Source organism: uncultured Phascolarctobacterium sp. (assembly GCF_934190775.1).
Taxonomy (GTDB): Bacteria; Bacillota; Negativicutes; order Acidaminococcales; family Acidaminococcaceae; genus Phascolarctobacterium_A.
In genome coordinates this window covers 1-15,281 of the sequence record NZ_CAKPTG010000008.1, presented here as the reverse complement: position 1 = coordinate 15,281, position 15,281 = coordinate 1, and the positions used below count along the sequence as shown (strand labels likewise).

The window sequence follows — 15,281 nt, the reverse complement described above, 5'->3', positions numbered from 1 at the left end:
ATGTAGAATGAAGAAAATTGTTGTGGCAATTGATGGTCCCGCAGGTGCAGGCAAAAGCACTATTGCGAAGCTGGCTGCCGAAAAATTAGGCTATGCCTATATTGATACCGGTGCCATGTACAGAAGCGTAGCCTGGAAGTTTTTGCAGACAGGCAAACCTTTTGACGAGGACTTTATCAGCGGCTTATCCAAGACTATGCTGATTGACTTCAAGCCGGAGGCAAAAATCAATCGTGTTTTTGTGGACGGTACCGAGGTTACCGATGCTATCCGTACTCCCGAAGTAACGGCGATCGTATCGCGTGTTGCTGCTATCGGAGCAGTGCGTGAGGCGATGGTAGACCAGCAGCGCCGTATGGGCGAGGCAGGCGGTGTCCTGATGGACGGTCGTGATATCGGTACGGTTGTCTTCCCGAACGCACAGCTGAAAATTTTTCTTACTGCTTCCGTTGAGGAAAGAGCGCGCCGCCGCTATGCGGAAATGGTAGCGAAAGGTCAGCAGGTTGATTTGCAGCAGCTGCAGGCAGATATCGCTGAGCGCGACAAGCAGGATAGCGAGCGTGCAATCAGTCCGCTGCGTCAGGCAGAGGATGCCTTGCTCCTGGATACATCTGATATGGGCATCAGCGAGGTTACTGATAAAATTCTACAGCTGGTGCAGGAGCGCGCACAATGATTTATACTATAGTAAAAGGGCTTTTAAAGCTTATTTTTACAGTCGTATTGCGACTGAAGATAGAGGGAAGAGAAAATATTCCCAAGGATGGTCCGCTGGTAATAGCGAGCAACCATCTGAGTCTGCTTGATCCGCCTGTACTTGGTACAGCAGCAACCCGTAAGGTCCATTTCATGGCCAAGGAAGAGCTGTTTGTGCCGGTTCTGGGCACAATCTATAAAATTCTGGGCGCTTTCCCGGTGCGCCGTGGTGGTGCAGACCGTGCTGCCATCAAGCATGGTATTGAAATCCTGGAAAGTGGTAATGTGCTGGCGATTTTCCCCGAGGGAACACGCAGCAAGACCGGTGAGCTTGGTAAGGCTCAGCCCGGAGCACTGATGATGGCGAGCAAGGTGAAGGCAACTATTGTGCCGGCCTGCATCATCGGTACCGATTACAAGCGTCATGGCCGCATCTGGCCGAAGGTGACGGTGCGCTTTGGCAAGCCGATGCCTTTTCCTGAAGGCGCTGAAGTGAACAAAGAATTCTTGCATGCAATGACTGAAGAGATGATGCAGCACATTGCAAGGCTGCAGGCAGGTGAAGATGCATAATGGAAATTAAGGTAGCAGAACACTGTGGCTTTTGCTATGGTGTGAAGCGCGCGGTGGCGTTGGCCCAGAAGGCTGCGAACGACCATGTGCAGGGTGCAACGCTGGGACCTTTGATACACAATCCCCAGCTGATTGCCGAGCTTGCATCGAAGGGCATTGCCTGTAAGGATAGCCTGGAGCAGTTCGCTCCCGGTGAAACGGTTATCTTCCGTTCACACGGCGAGGGGCCTGAAACCTACGCGCAGGCAGAAAAACAAGGGCTGACAATTCTGGACGCAACCTGTCCGAATGTACGCCTGGCACAGCAAAAGGCTGCTCAGGCAGCAGCTGATGGCTATTTTCCTGTAATAGTCGGAGAAAAAAATCATCCGGAAGTAAAAAGTATTTTAAAATGGGCAGGAAAAAACGCTATCTGTGTAGAATGTATAAAAGATATCTCTTATGTACCGCGCCAGGAGCGTTATGGAGTAATCATCCAGACGACTTTTGAGCTGCAGAAATTTAATGATATATTGCAGGCACTGCAGGAGCAGCGACCGGGAGAATACCGTGTGGAGCGCACCATCTGTCTGGCGACAGCGCAAAGACAGCAGGCGGCTGTAAAGCTGGCTGCAGAGTCGGATGCCGTTATCGTTATCGGCGGACGCAACAGCGCCAACACAAGGCATCTTTTCGAGCTGGTGCAAGAGCATTGCAGGCAGGCATATCATATAGAGACTGCAAGCGAGCTGAGCAGCGATATGCTAAGGGGTTGCAATAAAATAGGAATCACGGCAGGAGCATCGACTCCGGACCGTTTAATTAAGGAGGCTATTTTAGTAATGGAAAACATGGATTTTGAAAGAATGCTCAACGAAAGTATGGAGGTAGAGGTATATCCTGGCAAAGTTGTCAATGGTACCGTTATTCAATTGGATAAAGACGGCGTATATGTATCTTTCGGATATAGACATGATGGTCTGATTCCTTATTCCGAATGGTCCCAGACCGAAACTGCTGAAGAACTGCAAAACACTATCAAAGTTGGCGACGAAGTAGAAGCTAAGGTTGTTCCTGGCAGCACCAAGAGTGATTTCGTTCGTCTGTCCAAAATCAAAGCTGAGCGCGACGCTGCATGGAAAAATGTTGCTGAGCTGCCCGAAGGCGAAAAACGCCCGGCAACCGTTAAGGTTCTGCGCATCATCAAAAACAAAGCTAAAAACATCGTTGGTCTGGGTGTTGCAGTTGAAGGTGTTGAAGGCTTCATGCCCGCATCTCATGTTGAACTGCGCCGCGTAGAAGACTTCAGCGGTTACATCGGCAAAGAGCTGGAAGCTGAAATCATCGAAGTTGACCTGGAGAAAAAACGCATTGTTGTTTCCCGCCGCGACCTGCTGAGAACTGAAGCTGATGCTAAACGCAAAGCTTACAAGGAAGCTAAAGAAGCTCGTATTGCTGCTAATAAAGCAGCACGCGCTGCTGCTGAAGAAGCTGCTTACAACTCTGTTGAAGAAGGCGAAGTTTACACCGGTAAGGTTGTAAAGGTTGCTGAATTCGGCCTGTTCGTTGAAATCGGCGAAGGCCTGGTTGGTCTGGTTCACAACACCGAGCTGTCCTGGGATCGTAGCGTAAAAGCTGCTGACGTTGCTAAAGAAGGCGACGAAGTAACCGTTCTGGTTAAGAGCATTGACCGCGAAAACAGACGTGTTGCTCTGAGCATCAAAGCTACTCAGGAAAACCCCTGGAAGGTAGAAGCTTCTCAATTCCATATCGGTGATATCCTGGACGTAGAAGTTGTTCGTCTGCTGGCTTTCGGCGCTATCGTTAAACTGAGCGACAAGGTTGAAGGTCTGGTTCACATTTCCGAAATCGCTCCTGAGCGCATCGAAGCTCCTAGCGATGTTCTGGAAGTTGGCCAAGTTGTTAAAGCTGAAATCATTAAAATGGATCTGGACAGCAGAAAAATTGGCCTGAGCATTTCCAAGGTTAAACGCGACGCTGAAAAGAACGAATATCGTTCCTACATGGGCGGCAAAAAATCTCACCTGAGCCAAAACCTGTCCGAACAGCTGGAAAACCTCGAAAAATAATTGGAGAAGGATATGCAACGTGCAAAGCGTAAGCTAGAACATATTCAATATGCCCTGGAGCTGGGCGATGGCCCGGCGGCAACGCACCTTGCTGATCTCCGCTTCTTACACAATTGTCTGCCGGAGATTAATCCGGCAGACATTGTTTTATCTGTAGAAATTTTAGGCAAACGTCTGCGTTTGCCTTTTTTCATTGATGCTATAACAGGCAGTACAGATGCGGTGACGGAGATCAACAGGAAGCTGGCGCAGGTGGCAGCACGTACCGGTATCGGTATGGCTGTAGGCTCGCAGTTCGGCGCTGTGCGTGATGGCAGCGGCATTGCCAGCTATACTGTGGTGCGTGAGGAGCTTGCTGACGGTCTGGTAATTGGCAACATCAGCGCACTGGCTACGCCTGCGCAGGCGCAGGCTGCCATCGACATGCTGCACGCTGACGCGCTGGAGGTGCACCTGAACGCCGCGCAGGAGCTGTGGATGGCCGAAGGCGATAAGGATACCTGCGGACTTTTGGCGAACATGCTGCAGATGCGTGATGCTGTAAGCGTGCCTGTGATTGTTAAAGAAACAGGCTGCGGTATTGCGGCAGAGCAGTACGAGCTTTTGCTGGAAGAAGGCTTTACAGCCTTTGACTGTGCCGGCGCAGGGGGGACGAACTTCCCGGCGATTGAGGCGAAGCGTCAGGGCGTGGAGCTGACGGAGGAGTTTGCTGCCTGGGGCGTATCAACCTGCTGGAGCCTGCTGGACGCGCAGCAGGTGCTGCCGCAGGAGGCATTGCTGTTGGCCAGCGGCGGCATCCGCAGCGCAGGCGATGTTGCGCGTGCCTTTGCTCTGGGTGCGGACGCAGTGGGCATTACCGCACCGCTTTTGCAGCTTGTCATGAAGCAGGGGGTTGACGCTGCCGCAGATTATGTGGAAGCGCTGGCGGAAGGACTGCAGAAGTACATGCTGCTTTTGGGCTGCCTGACGCCGAAGGAGCTGCGTAACGTTCCGCTCGTTGTGATGGGAGAAACGCGTGACTTTATTGCCAGTCGCGGCTACGAGCTGGCGAAGCTGTGCAGATGGCGCAGAGGGTAAGATAAAAGTAGATATTTTTGTATGTTGGGGTCGCAGCATTGCGACCCCCTTTTTGTATTCTTTAAGCTTATATGATATAATTATCAAATGACTAGTCTTTTTTCGGTTGATTATCTGCATTGATATATTAATTGTTCGTTTGGGAGTTTAAGCTAACCTTTCTTGCCTGCCACTTTGGTAAGGTGTCAGTGAGCGTAGCGAACTGACGGAAGGGGGATTCCCCCGCAATATACAAAAAATTTATTATGATGAAGGAGATTTGATTATGGTTAAACCGATAGTTACTATAGATGGACGTCCTAACGTGGGCGAATCCTCCATATGGGACCAGACCGAAAGTGCTGAAGAACTGCAAAACTCCATCAAAGTTGGCGACGAAGTAGAAGCTAAGGTTGTTCCCGGCAGCACCAAGAGCGATTTCGTTCGTCTGTCCAAAATCAAAGCTGAGCGCGACGCAGCATGGAAAAATGTTGCTGAGCTGGCTGAAGGCGAAAAGCGTCCGGCAACCGTTAAGGTTCTGCGCATCATCAAAAATAAAGCTAAAAACATCGCTGGTCTGGGTGTTGCAGTTGAAGGTGTTGAAGGCTTTATGCCCGCATCTCATGTTGAACTGCGCCGCGTAGAAGACTTCAGCGGTTACATCGGCAAAGAGCTGGAAGCTGAAATCATCGAAGTTGACCTGGAGAAAAAACGCATCGTTGTTTCCCGCCGCGACCTGCTGAGAGCTGAAGCTGACGCTAAACGCAAAGCTTACAAAGAAGGTAAAGAAGCTCGTATTGCTGCTGCTAAAGCAGCACGCGCTGCTGCTGAAGAGGCTGCTTACAATTCCGTTGAAGAAGGCGAAGTTTACACTGGGAAGGTTGTAAAGGTTGTTGAATACGGTCTGTTCGTTGAAATCGGCGAAGGCCTGGTTGGTCTGGTTCACAACACTGAACTGTCCTGGGATCGTAGCGTAAAAGCTACTGACGTTGCTAAAAAAGGCGACGAAGTAACAGTTCTGGTTAAGAGCATTGACCGCGAAAAAAAACGTGTTGCTCTGAGCATCAAAGCTACTCAGGAAGACCCCTGGAAGGTAGAAGCTTCTCAATTCCACATCGGTGATATCCTGGACGTTGAAGTTGTTCGTCTGCTGCCTTTCGGCGCTATCGTTAAACTGAGCAACAAAGTTGAAGGTCTGGTTCACATTTCCGAAATCGCTCCTGAGAACATCAAAGCTCCTGGCGATGTTCTGGAAGTTGGCCAAGTTGTTAAAGCTGAAATCATTAAAATGGATCTGGACAACAGAAAAATCGGCCTGAGCATTTCCAATGTTAAACGCGAGACTGAAAATAACGAATATCGTTCCTACATGGGCGGCAAAAAATCTCATCAGAGCCAAAACCTGTCCGAACAGATAGAAAACTTTCTGGCGAAGCTGTGCAGATGGCACAGAGAGTAAGATAAAAGTAAATATTTAAAGATAGAAAAACACCTGAGTTTAGAAAAGTCTAAGCTCAGGTGTTCTGACTTATGGGATTTTTATCGTAGCATTGCTGACGTTCATTTTTAAGAACCGAAAGTAAAAGCATACGGACATAGAAAAACCGCCCCTAAACTTTGACGAGGACGGGGCGGCTTTTCCGCAACTTTAATCGGCAACCCACCTGGTTGGGCGGTTGTCTTATCACTTATAATATAAAGCCATGCTTTGTGCAAGTTGCGCTTTGTGAACTTTTGCAGGCTGCAGCTGCCAAGAGCGTGATTATTGTAAGTAAAAAAGCTTTCATCCTGCAAGCTATATAATAAATAAGGTGATATTTTAGGGGCCACAGCAGTGCGTCCCCTTTTTGCATTCTTCAAGCTAATATGATATAATAATTTGACGACTAATCTTTTCACGGTTTATTATCTGCATTTTTTTAAGGAGTTGTAATGGTAGGACTTATTAGTGGTGTACGCAAGAACAGTTTGGCAGCGGACGCAGGCATTAAGGCCGGCGAAAAGCTGTGCAGCGTGGACGGCGTACAGGTTAAGGATATAATTGAATTGAGCTTCTATACCTCCGATTACGAGGTTGATCTGGAGATAGAGGCCACCGATGGCACACGCCGTCAGGTACATATAGAAAAATATCCGGATGAGGATCTTGGTCTGGAGTTTGATTCCGCAGTTTTTGACAGAGTTGCGACCTGCTACAATAACTGTGTTTTCTGCTTTGTGGACCAGATGATTCCAGGTATGCGTCCGGGTCTGTATGTGCGTGATGACGATTACCGTCTGTCCTTCTTATATGGTAACTTCATTACACTCACCAACATGAAGGATGAGGATTTTGAGCGGATTATCCGCACACATCTGACGCCGCTGTATGTTTCTGTACACGCTACCGACCCGCAGGTGCGTTGCCAGATGATGCATAACCGTTTCGCCGGTCAGTTGATGGAGCGCTTGCAGCTTTTGTTCGATGCTGGCATTCAGGTGCATACGCAGATTGTGTGCTGCCCCGGTTATAACGATGGCGAGATTCTTGCCAAGAGCTTCCATGATTTGTACGCGCAGTATCCCAATGTACTGACGATGGCTGTTGTTCCCGTAGGCACTACTAAGCACCGCGAGCACCTGACGCAGCTTGCCACCTTTACGAAGGAGCAGGCCGCAGAGGTTGTGGAGCAGGTGACCGCATGGCAGGAGCGCTGCCGTAAGGAAACAGGCAAGACGTTTATCTACTTGGGCGACGAGTTTTATCTGCTGGCGGAAAAGCCTTTTCCTCCTACCGAATGGTACGACGGCTTCCCGCAGCTGGAAAACGGCATCGGCCTGACTGCCAACTTTATGCTGGAGTGGGACGAGGCCCTGGCGCAGATGCAGAGCTTTCATCCGGCAGAGCCTGCGGTGATTCCCGTGGGTGAGGGCGCTTACCGTGTGCTGGAGCCTTTGATGGCGAAGCTGAACAGCCAGTTCGGTTCGGAGCACCGTTTTGTGCCTGTGCCTAACAGCTTTTTCGGCGGTAAGGTGAATGTTACCGGTCTTTTGACGGGCACTGATATCTTAGCGAACGTGCAGGAAAAGAAGATTATTCTGCCGGATGTGGTTTTGAATAACGATAGGCTGTTTTTGGATGATATGTCGCTGGCGCAGTTCAAGGAGCGCTACCCCGGTAAGGTGGAAATTGCCAAGGGTGCGAAGGAGCTGCTGCATTTATTATTGGAAAGATAGGTGAAGCGTATGCTGCAGGTTTATACAGGTACAGGCAAGGGTAAGACTACTGCCGCTTTGGGCGTAGCGCTGCGTGCCTCCGGTTATGGTATGAAGACGCTGATGCTTTCGTTTTTGAAGGATGATCCTGAGTACGGCGAGGCGCGGGCTGCGAAGAATCTGCCCTGGTTTACGCTGCGGCAGGTGGGACGCGACGCCTTTGTTAATTTCCATAATCCCGATCCTGTGGATTTGAAGATGTGCCGTGACGGCTGGGAAGAAGCGAAAGAGGCTATCAGCTCCCACGCTGCGGATATTATTATCCTTGATGAGCTGAATATTGTGCTTGCTACCCGGATGCTGCCGATGCAGGAGGTTGTGGACTTTTTGCGTGAGCATAAAAATAACGTTGAGGTTATTACTACTGGTAGAGGTGCACCGGAAGAGCTTATTAAAATTGCCGACCTTGTTACTGATATGAGCGAGGTTAAGCATTATTTTCATAAAGGAGTCTCTTCGCGCAACGGCATTGATCACTAGAGGCGCGCGTTATACCACTCCATCTGCGTTACCCCCTTTAGTCGCTGACGCGACAGTTCCCCCAAGGGGGAACCAAGAACATACTAATGAAGGCTAATTGAAAGCTATTAGTCTTGCCTTCCCCTTGGGGAAGGTGTCAGTGAGCGTAGCGAACTGACGGAAGGGGGATGCGTGCTCTGCGATATGTGAATTGCTCGTTTAGGAGTTTAAGCTTATAATGGGGCTTTCCCCCTAAATATACAAAAAATTTTACATTTCTATGATAGACACATTTTAAAAAATTTATTATGATGAAGGAGATTTGATTATGGCTAAACCGATAGTTGCTATAGTTGGACGTCCTAACGTAGGCAAATCTACTCTTTTTAATATTTTTGCCAACAGCAGGATTTCCATTGTTGAGGATACACCGGGCGTTACCCGCGACCGTCTGTATGCTACCGCCGAATGGCTGGACCACGAGTTTATGATGGTTGATACCGGCGGTATCGAAATCATGAATGCCGATGCTATTGCTGTTTCTATCCGTCAGCAGGCACAGATTGCGATTAAGGAGGCGGACGTTATTCTGTTCGTCTGCGATGCGCGTGCAGGCATTACTACCGAGGATGCTGACGTTGCCCGTCTGCTGCGTCAGTCCAAGAAGCCGATTGTTCTGGCTGTTAATAAGGCGGATTCTCCGAAGCAGGAGATGAATACCTTTGAATTCTATAACCTGGGCATTGGTGATCCGATTGCTGTTTCCGCTTCCAACCATTTGGGCTTGGGCGATTTGCTGGATGCCGTTGTTGCCAAGTTCCCGTCCGATAAGATGGCAGGCGACCTGGAGGAGGAGGACGAAATCAAGGTTGCTCTGATCGGCCGTCCTAACGTGGGCAAGTCCTCTATTTTCAACGCACTGGTAGGCGAGGAGCGTTCTATCGTAAGTAATGTTGCAGGCACTACCCGTGATGCGATTGATACTCCGGTAGTACGCAACGGTCAGAAATACCTGTTCATTGATACCGCAGGTATGCGCCGTAAGGCTAAGGTTGACGAACCGATTGAAAAATACAGCGTTATGCGTTCTCTGCGTGCGGTTGACCGCAGTGACGTTGTGCTGATGGTTTTTGATGCTGTCGAGGGTGTTACCGAGCAGGATAAACGTATCGTTGGCTATGCTCATGAGGCAGGCAAGGCTGTTATTCTGGTTGTCAACAAATGGGATTTGTACGAGAAGGACAATTCCTCCACTTTGCGTTATACCGAAACTCTGCGCAAGGAACTTGTTTTCCTGCAGTATGCGCCAGTAGTTTTCGTTTCTGCTGTTACCAAGCAGCGTATTCACCGTCTGCCGGAGGTTATTTCCTATGTTGCCGAGCAGAATGCTATGCGTATCGCTACCAGTATTCTCAATCAGGTTATCGAGGACGCTGTGGCTATCAATCCGCCGCCGACCGAAAAGGGCAAGCGTCTTAAGATTCTTTATGTTACACAGGTCAAAATCAAACCGCCAACCTTTGTTATCTTTGTCAACGAACCGGAAATCATGCATTTCTCCTATCAGCGTTATCTGGAGAACAAGTTGCGTGAGGCCTTTGGCTTTGAAGGCACACCGATTCAGATGATTATCCGTGGTAAGAACGAGGATGAATAAATAAAAGTCAGGTGATTTGTTATGTTCAATGAGGTGGGTATATTACATTTTCTGCTGGGCTTTGTGCTCGGTCATGTCTGCGGCTCTGTTCCCAGCGGCTTATGGCTGGTGCAGGCCTTTCACGGTATTGATATCCGTAACTACGGCAGCAAAAATATCGGCACGACGAACGTTTTCCGTACTGTCGGTCCCAAAACTGCGGTGCTGGTGCTGATTGCCGATGCCTTCAAGGGTATTCTTGCCGTTGGTATTATGAGCTATTTTTTCCACAATCCGCTGCTGGATGTGGTTACTGCTTTGGGCGCGCTTTTGGGCCACAATTATTCGCTCTTTTTGGGCTTTAAGGGTGGCAAGGGCGTTGCGACCGCACTGGGCCTGTTGATTTTTATGATGCCTAAGGTTGCGGTGGCCAGCTTCGGTATCTGGCTGGTGTGCGTGCTTTTGACGCGCTATGTATCGCTTGGCTCCATTATGGCTGCCATCTTTACGCCGCCGCTGGCGTGGTATCTGGGTTATCCCTCTGCCTATGTGATTTTCTCGGTGGTTGCCGCTTTCTTTGTAGTTTTGCGCCACAAGGAAAATATTCACCGCCTGCTTACAGGCACCGAAAGCAAAATCAAACCGGGCAATGCCAAGGATCTGCAGAAATAAAATATCGCTTCTACGCTGATGTAGGCCAACGCTTACATCAGCTTTTTTCATATATTAAAGCAGGATTTTTGTTCTGCCTAAAGAATATAATAATATTACAAGTATTTTAGGTGATTTGCAGTAGACTTAATACTGCAGGAGGGAGGAACGAAATTGCGATTAGCAAAGCTTTTATATACAGCTGCCGTTGTTTGCGGACTGCTGCTGCCTTTAGGTGCTTCAGCTGCAGGCATTACCAATTATCCGCCGCTGGTGAACCCGTCGCACTGGACGGAGCAGAACAAGAACGGCGACAAGCTTATCCTTGATGCGAAGGGTGTTGCTGCCTTCAATGCCAAGGTGCGTGCTGCTTCCCGCAGTATGCCTGACCTGGCCAATTATCCGGCGACGATGAGCAGTGACGCGCTCAAAACTAAGATCATGGATTATTCCATTCTGGATGATGACCTGTATCTGCATGGTAATAAGGTGAGCGAAAACTATAAGAATATCCTGCGCAAGCAGAGCAATGTCAGCGCTATTCCCAAAAGCGTGAGCGTGCGCTATGCAGTGACGGTGCGTCGCACCGCAGTGCGCGCACTGCCTACGGGCGAGGGCCTGTACTATTACGCTGCGGACAAGGATTTTGATGCGCTGCAGAATACGATGCTGGACCCGGGCGAGCCGGTGGTTGTGCTGCACACCAGTGCCAATGGTTATTTTTACTATGTGCAGGCAGTCAATTATAGCGGCTGGGTGAGCAAGTATAATGTAGCTATGACCGACAAGAATTCCTGGAGTAGCTTTGTGAAGCCGCAGAAGTTTCTGGTTGTTACCGATGCGGAATATAATCTGAAGACTGACGGTGAGCAGGTGCTGTACCAGCAGGGAGCACGTCTGCCGGTGGACAGCGTGCAAAGCAGTACCTATACGGTAATTGCGCCGGTGCGCACTAAAGCAGGCCAACTGCAGAAACAGAAGCTGCTGGTGCCGAAGACTGCCTCTGCCGTGCATTACGGTTATCTGCCCTATACTAGTAACAATCTGCTGAATTCCGCCTTCAAATTTTACGGCAAGCCTTATGGCTGGGGCGGTTTGAAGAACAGCGTGGACTGCTCAAGCCTGATCTTCAATGCTTATCGTACTGTGGGTATTATCCTGCCGCGCGATGCCGATTTGCAGGAGCAGACCGCAGGCACAAAGAAGACCTTGAGCGGCACTCCCCAGGAGCGCGCTGCTGTCATCAGCAAGCTGATGCCCGGCGCAGCGCTTTATATGGACGGTCATTGCCTGATGTACATCGGTAATATCGACAAAACACCTTATACCATTCATGCGCTGGGTTCTTATTTCCCCAGAGGCCAGAGGATGCGTGAGATGAAGGTGCTGGTGAGCGATTTGTCGTTGCAGCGCTCCAGCGGTAATACCATGCTTAACGAATTGCAGACTGCAATAGAATATAAATAATGATAGGAGAGTTCAGGATATGTTAAACCAATTTCAATGTACCGCAGCGGAGTTCAACGCTGCAGCTTATAATGACGCGGACAGTATTGTCCTCTTTCTGTGCAAGGAATGTGCGGCGGCTATCGACAAGCTGGAGCTGCCGGAGGCAGCAGCCAAGGCGGCAATGGCGTACACCGCACAGCACGACGATATTTATGACACAGGCAGCGTAACCACACTGGTGTTGCCGCAGGGTGAAGGCCTGCTGACACTGCTTTTGGCAGGCTGCGGCGAGGGCAAGGACTGCAAGCCGAACAATTTCCGTAAGGCTGCCGGCGCTGCTGCCCGCGCTTTGCACAAGGCTAAGGCGCAAAAGGCTGTACTGGCGGCGCCTATTCTACTGAACGCCGAACGCAGCAAAAACCTGCAGGCGCTCGTCGAAGGCCTGTACCTCGGCGCGTACACCTTCAACCGCTTCAAGAGCGAAGCTAAGCAGGCACCGCTGTGCGAGGCTGCCGTGCTGAGCGCTGTGCCGGAGGCAGCGGCAATCATTACCGCTGCGGAAATCTCTGCGGAAGCAGTGTGCTATGCGCGTGATCTCGTGAATAACCCTGGCAATGTGGTTACACCGCTGACTATGGCCGACGATGCCCTGAAGCTGGGGCAGGAGCTGCCGCTGGAAATCACTGTTATGGACGAGGCGCTGATGGAAGCAAGAGGCATGCATGCTTTGCTGGCAGTAGGCCAGGGCAGTCATAACCCTTCGTGCCTTGTTGCCTTGCGCTACAATGGCAATGGTGATGCGCCCTATACAGCCTTTGTAGGTAAGGGCATCACCTTCGACAGCGGCGGTATTTCCATTAAGCCTGACGACAACATGGGCGAGATGAAGGACGATATGACAGGTGCGGGTGCTGTACTCGGCGCTATGCGCGCCATCGCACGCTTGGGTCTGAAATGTAACGTTATCGGCGTGCTGGCCTGCGCGGAAAATATGCCTGATGGCAAGGCGCAACGCCCCGGCGACATCGTGCGTGCAGCCAACGGCAAAACCATTGAAGTGGTTTCTACCGATGCGGAAGGACGCATGGTGTTGGCAGACGCAGTCTGGTATGCCTGCCAAATGGGTGCCAAGAAGGTTATCGATATCGCAACGCTGACGGGTGCGGTAATCATCGCCTTAGGCAACGAAACCAGCGGTATTGTGGCCAATGATGACGAGCTGGTGGAGCAGATTAAGCTGGCAGGACGCATGGCCGGTGAAAACTATTGGCAGCTGCCTTCCCTGCCCGAATGCAAGGAGGCCATCAAGAGCGACGTTGCGGACCTGCTGAACAGTGCAGGACGTGCCGGTGGCTGCATCACCGGCGGTCTGTTCATCGGCGAATTCGTTGACAAGGATATCCCTTGGGCGCATCTTGATATCGGCGGCACCTCCACCGCTACCAAGACGGAGGGCTTCAAGGTTAAAGGCGGTACTGCCTTTGGCACCATGACGCTGATTAAGCTGGCAGGTATGCTGTAATGGCTGCGCAGCTTGTAGATTTACATTTGCACAGCACCTTTAGCGACGGACGCTACACGCCGACCATGCTGGTGGACGAGGCTGTTGCTAAAGGCATCAGCGTAATCGCTATCACCGACCATGATTCGTGGAATGGTATGGCAGAGGCGCGCGAGGCGGCGAAGCACTACGGCGGACGCATCCGCGTCCTCACCGGCGTGGAGCTGGGAACGCAGTACGAGGATGATGCCGTGCATATTTTAGGCTATCACGTTTCCATGGAATGTGAAGCGCTGCATAAGAAAATGGACGAAATGCGCCATGCGCGCGAGCACCGTTTATATGCCATGCTGGAAAAGCTGGATAAATTAGGCTACCATGTGGAGGTAGATGCCTGCGACCCCAAGAACAGGGCAGTGGGCCGCCCGCATGTGGCCAAGGCGCTGGTGGCGAAGGGCTATTTTGCTACCGTGCAGGAGGTTTTCGACGCACTGCTGCACCGCGGCGGACCGGCGTATGTGCCGCAGCCCAAGCTTTCACCGCACGAGGCAGTGGCGCTGATTCACGAGGCAGGCGGCATTGCTGTGCTGGCGCATCCCTCGGAGCTGGTGGATAAAACCTTGCCCGAGCGCTTGCTTGCTGCCGAACCGTTTGACGGCATCGAGGTGTGGCACCCCAGCGCGGATGTGCAGGCGCAAGCCCATTGGCTGGCGCTGGCCAAGGAGCGCGGCCTGCTGGTGAGCGGCGGCAGTGACTTTCACGGAATCCCTGACCGCTTTCCCACGAAGCTGGGAATCTGGCAGGTGCAATATGATGATGTTAAGGGTGTAATAGAATGGAAGTAGTTGCTTTTGTAGGACCTAGCGGTACAGGCAAGAGCCACCATGCCATCGGCGTGGCCTTTGACAACCGCTGTGATGCTATTATTGACGACGGCCTGCTGATTAAGGGTACTAAAATCCTTGCAGGAACCTCCGCCAAGAACGAAGACAACAGAATACAGGCCGTTAAGCGTGCCATCTTCACAGATGAAGGGCACGCGCAGGCGGTGCGTGAGGCGCTGGCAACCAGTAACATTCATCGTCTGCTGATTATTGCTACCTCCGACAATATGATCAACAAAATTATCGGCAGACTGCAGCTGGATAAGCCAATCAAGACGGTGTATATCAACCAGATTGCCAGCAAGGCCGAAATCAAGAAGGCCCGTCATGCACGTCTGCAGGAGGGCAAGCATATCGTGCCGGTGCCGACGGTGGAGCTGAAGCCGCATTTTACAGGCTATTTTGCTGATTTGCCGTATAATCTTTTTTCCAGCAAGCGTAAGCAGGAGAAGGACGCGGACCGTTCGATTGTGCGTCCATCGTTCAGCTTTTACGGCAAGCTGCTGATTTCCGACAGTGCGTTGGAGGATATTATCCAGATCATCGGGCGCAAGCTGGAGGGAATCGAGCGCGTGACATCGATTAAGGTGCGCCGCCGCAGTGACAACAGCAAAGGTATTGTCATCAGCGTGGAGGTTGTGCTGTATTACGGCGTCAAGCTTTTTGCTGTTACCAAGCAGTTCCAGGCGAAGATTAAGGAAAAGGTTGAGTATATGACAGCGATGAAGGTGAAGAACGTGAATGTTTCCATCCGCAGTCTGGCTGTGAAGAAGTGAATAGAGAACACTAAAGGCGTTCTACCTGACTGCGGTAGAACGCCTTTAATTTGGGTGCGTGAGCTTATCAAGCCTGTTCAGCCTTCAAAGCTTCAACCTGTTCAATTGGGAGAGAAGTAGCTTTGGCAATATCCTGCACAGTAAGTCCCATGCTTAACAGACGTTTAGCAGTAGCAGTATTGGCATTTGTTGCGCCCATAGTAAACTGTACCCTTTGTCAAGGACAAATTAAGAAGAAGGGATTGTGATTTTCTAGCCAGCAGATGGCTATATCAT

Annotated in this window: 15 protein-coding genes; 13 read left to right on the top strand and 2 right to left on the bottom strand. The window is 50.7% G+C overall.

All coding sequences use genetic code 11. The features are described from left to right. Positions 1 to 7 precede the first annotated feature (7 nt). The 5 genes from cmk (at position 8) to Q0G26_RS05765 (ending at position 5,853) form a co-directional block, all read left to right on the top strand. Complete coding sequence (cmk, locus tag Q0G26_RS05785; protein ID WP_293829139.1) at positions 8 to 676, top strand: (d)CMP kinase; 669 nt, start codon at positions 8 to 10, stop codon at positions 674 to 676. After that, entirely contained in the window at positions 673 to 1,269 is a 597-nt protein-coding gene (locus Q0G26_RS05780) for a lysophospholipid acyltransferase family protein (RefSeq protein ID WP_293829138.1), read from the top strand. The genes cmk and Q0G26_RS05780 overlap by 4 nt, the downstream gene beginning before the upstream one ends. Further along, positions 1,269 to 3,338 (top strand): 4-hydroxy-3-methylbut-2-enyl diphosphate reductase, encoded by a 2,070-nt coding sequence (gene ispH / locus Q0G26_RS05775; protein ID WP_293829137.1) that lies wholly within the window; start codon positions 1,269 to 1,271, stop codon positions 3,336 to 3,338. The genes Q0G26_RS05780 and ispH overlap by 1 nt, the downstream gene beginning before the upstream one ends. A 12-nt stretch (positions 3,339 to 3,350) precedes the next feature. Further along, the gene (gene fni / locus Q0G26_RS05770; protein ID WP_293829136.1) at positions 3,351 to 4,415 is read left to right on the top strand and encodes a type 2 isopentenyl-diphosphate Delta-isomerase; all 1,065 of its coding nucleotides are present in this window, start codon (positions 3,351 to 3,353) and stop codon (positions 4,413 to 4,415) included. 265 nt (positions 4,416 to 4,680) lie between these two features. Next, positions 4,681 to 5,853, top strand: a complete 1,173-nt coding sequence (locus Q0G26_RS05765) for a S1 RNA-binding domain-containing protein (RefSeq protein WP_293829135.1) — start codon at positions 4,681 to 4,683, stop codon at positions 5,851 to 5,853. 107 nt (positions 5,854 to 5,960) lie between these two features. Here the strand turns inward: Q0G26_RS05765 and Q0G26_RS05760 are convergent, their stop codons facing one another. Further along, positions 5,961 to 6,293 (bottom strand): hypothetical protein, encoded by a 333-nt coding sequence (locus Q0G26_RS05760; protein ID WP_293829134.1) that lies wholly within the window; start codon positions 6,291 to 6,293, stop codon positions 5,961 to 5,963. 33 nt (positions 6,294 to 6,326) lie between these two features. On the opposite strand from Q0G26_RS05760, the gene Q0G26_RS05755 reads away from it, so the two are divergent. The 8 genes from Q0G26_RS05755 (at position 6,327) to Q0G26_RS05720 (ending at position 15,005) form a co-directional block, all read left to right on the top strand. Beyond that, entirely contained in the window at positions 6,327 to 7,610 is a 1,284-nt protein-coding gene (locus Q0G26_RS05755) for a DUF512 domain-containing protein (RefSeq protein WP_293829133.1), read from the top strand. Between the two features lie 9 nt (positions 7,611 to 7,619). Beyond that, positions 7,620 to 8,129 carry a cob(I)yrinic acid a,c-diamide adenosyltransferase gene (locus Q0G26_RS05750; protein ID WP_293829132.1) on the top strand — a complete coding sequence of 170 codons (510 nt, stop codon included), beginning with the start codon at positions 7,620 to 7,622 and terminating at the stop codon, positions 8,127 to 8,129. A gap of 307 nt (positions 8,130 to 8,436) precedes the next feature. After that, positions 8,437 to 9,765 carry a ribosome biogenesis GTPase Der gene (der, locus tag Q0G26_RS05745; RefSeq protein ID WP_293829131.1) on the top strand — a complete coding sequence of 443 codons (1,329 nt, stop codon included), beginning with the start codon at positions 8,437 to 8,439 and terminating at the stop codon, positions 9,763 to 9,765. A gap of 21 nt (positions 9,766 to 9,786) precedes the next feature. Then, on the top strand, positions 9,787 to 10,416 hold the full coding sequence (gene plsY, locus Q0G26_RS05740; protein WP_210684437.1) for a glycerol-3-phosphate 1-O-acyltransferase PlsY: 630 nt from the start codon (positions 9,787 to 9,789) through the stop codon (positions 10,414 to 10,416). Between the two features lie 153 nt (positions 10,417 to 10,569). Continuing rightward, positions 10,570 to 11,862, top strand: a complete 1,293-nt coding sequence (locus Q0G26_RS05735) for an SH3 domain-containing protein (protein ID WP_293829130.1) — start codon at positions 10,570 to 10,572, stop codon at positions 11,860 to 11,862. A 19-nt stretch (positions 11,863 to 11,881) separates the two neighbouring features. Then, positions 11,882 to 13,366: a leucyl aminopeptidase gene (locus tag Q0G26_RS05730; protein WP_293829129.1), complete on the top strand. Its 1,485-nt coding sequence runs from the start codon at positions 11,882 to 11,884 to the stop codon at positions 13,364 to 13,366. Beyond that, a complete protein-coding gene (locus tag Q0G26_RS05725) occupies positions 13,366 to 14,190 on the top strand; it encodes a PHP domain-containing protein (protein WP_293829128.1) in 825 nt (274 codons plus the stop codon). Before Q0G26_RS05730 ends, Q0G26_RS05725 begins: the two co-directional genes overlap by 1 nt. Further along, positions 14,181 to 15,005: an Asp23/Gls24 family envelope stress response protein gene (locus Q0G26_RS05720; protein WP_293829127.1), complete on the top strand. Its 825-nt coding sequence runs from the start codon at positions 14,181 to 14,183 to the stop codon at positions 15,003 to 15,005. Before Q0G26_RS05725 ends, Q0G26_RS05720 begins: the two co-directional genes overlap by 10 nt. Before the next feature lie 67 nt (positions 15,006 to 15,072). Here the strand turns inward: Q0G26_RS05720 and Q0G26_RS05715 are convergent, their stop codons facing one another. Beyond that, entirely contained in the window at positions 15,073 to 15,204 is a 132-nt protein-coding gene (locus tag Q0G26_RS05715; RefSeq protein ID WP_293829126.1) for a hypothetical protein, read from the bottom strand. Positions 15,205 to 15,281 lie beyond the last annotated feature (77 nt).